Annotated in this window: 2 protein-coding genes; both read left to right on the top strand. The window is 73.9% G+C overall.

Annotation, left to right across the window (positions count from 1 at the left end; translation table 11 throughout):
* Positions 1–166 precede the first annotated feature (166 nt).
* Entirely contained in the window at positions 167–310 is a 144-nt protein-coding gene (locus tag CCN42_RS17205) for a hypothetical protein (RefSeq protein ID WP_386583902.1), read from the top strand.
* A 251-nt stretch (positions 311–561) separates the two neighbouring features.
* Positions 562–1,680, top strand: a complete 1,119-nt coding sequence (locus CCN42_RS17200; RefSeq protein ID WP_086736742.1) for a hypothetical protein — start codon at positions 562–564, stop codon at positions 1,678–1,680.
* The last annotated feature ends 72 nt before the right edge of the window (positions 1,681–1,752 follow it).

The raw sequence follows: 1,752 nt of genomic DNA, 5'->3' as shown, positions 1-1,752 counted from the left end.
GGGGGGGGGCGGGTGCGTCCATCGGCTCCGGGGTCGTTCGTCATGCGTGAGGTGTGACCGGGCCGGTCAGGAGGCGCGGGGCGCTGAGACGGTCATGGGAAGCGGAAGCGGCGGATGTCCACCGGGCGTGCTCGCCGGGCGCCCCATCGGCACTCTCGCCGGGGACGTGCGCACATCGAGGGGCCTCGGCCGCCACCAGACGGTCACCGTACGGCCGTTCCTCATCGTCACCGGCCCTGTCGGTGACGGGAATTCCATCACCGCCCTGCTTCAAGTCGGGCGCGGCGCCTGCCGTCTCGCCCGCACCTGACGCCATGGCAGGACGGCAGGACGACGGCAGTTGTGCAAGTGCCCGCCACCTACGTCCTGTTCGCCGCTCGCCGCCGGTGCCAGGACCTCGCCGCCGAGTCCGCCGGATCAGGGGCCAAGAGGGCGCAGCGACAAGACGGTGTGTTTTCCGGAACCGCCTGTGCGGTTGTCGTCGGACGGATGAAGAATGATCGCGCAGGCCGGTGTGTGCCTGCCTTCCGTCCTTGCCCTCCTGCCCCTGAGAGTGATTCCGTGAACGATCGTCCCTCCCCCGAGCAGCCCGGTGGCCAGCCCTCGATATCCGACGAGGAGCTGGAGGCATTCCTGCGCGAGGCCGCGCAAGGGGGTGCCGCCGGGGCGTCGAAGGAACCGTCGGCGCGGGCCCGGATGGTGGCCCGGCGGCTGCGCGAGGAGCCGGCACCGCCGTCGGGATGGCGTACGGGGCCGCCGCTGTACGGGAGGGAGCGCCGAGGCCGCCGCAAGCACCGTCTGGGAGCGGTGATCGGGGTGGCGCTGACCGCGGGACTGGCGGTCGTGGCGATACGGCCGTCCCTGCTGCTGGACCGGCTGCCGGGCGGCGGCGACGAGCCGTCCGCCGCGTCCTCTGCCCCCGTGACGCCGAGCGGAGGAGCGGAGGGGGGACCGACGCCGGACGCCCCCTTCCGCGGCTCGCCGGCCCGGTCCTGGGCGGAGGGTGCGGACGCCATCGAGGTCCCGGCCGCGAAGGCGGTGGGCGGGCTGAGCGCGGAGCAGGTGGAGCTGGCCCTGCGCCGCACCAAGGAGTTCCTGGTCGCCTCCAACCTCGACCCGGAGGTCCGGCGGGGCGGGCAGCCCGACGAGGCCCTGGCCCTGCTCGACCCGAAGCAGCCGGACATGCTCCCGGACGCCCGCCGGTCGCTGCGCTCCCCGGACCGCGAGCACGACCCGGTCACCCTCTTCACCCGCTTCGACCCGGACGAGGCGCGTCCCGTGGGCGGCGTGGTCAAGGTGCGCGGCGAGATGACGTACGAGGCGGGCAAGCCGGGCCAGGTGCGGGTGCGGGCCGACTACACCTTCGTCTACCCGATGGCGAGGGCCGGCGACGGCGCCGAGGGGATCACCCGCACGATCGTCCGCCGCGAGCTGACCATGCTCCTGTCCGACCCGTCCCGCTGGGCGGCCACACCGGGCCGGCTCCAGGTCGAGCGGTACGACGCGGCCTTCTTCAACGTCTCGTGCGAGAACGACGGCGGCTACCTCCACCCGTCCTTCCCGACGGCCGCCCCTACCGGCACCGCGCCCACGGGCGAGGCCCGCGACCCGTACGACCTGGAGACTCCGCTCAAGGGCGTCATCGAGGGCGGGGGGTGCGGGACGGCGTCCCGGACCTAGGGGGTGTCGTCAAACTCCCCGTCGTCGTCCGCAGGACGGCCCTGCGGCGTCCGGTGCGGCGAGAGTACGTGC

It is taken from the genome of Streptomyces glaucescens (genome assembly GCF_002154375.1).
In the GTDB taxonomy this organism is placed as follows: domain Bacteria; phylum Actinomycetota; class Actinomycetes; order Streptomycetales; family Streptomycetaceae; genus Streptomyces; species Streptomyces glaucescens.
This window is presented reverse-complemented; position numbering and strand designations above follow the sequence as displayed.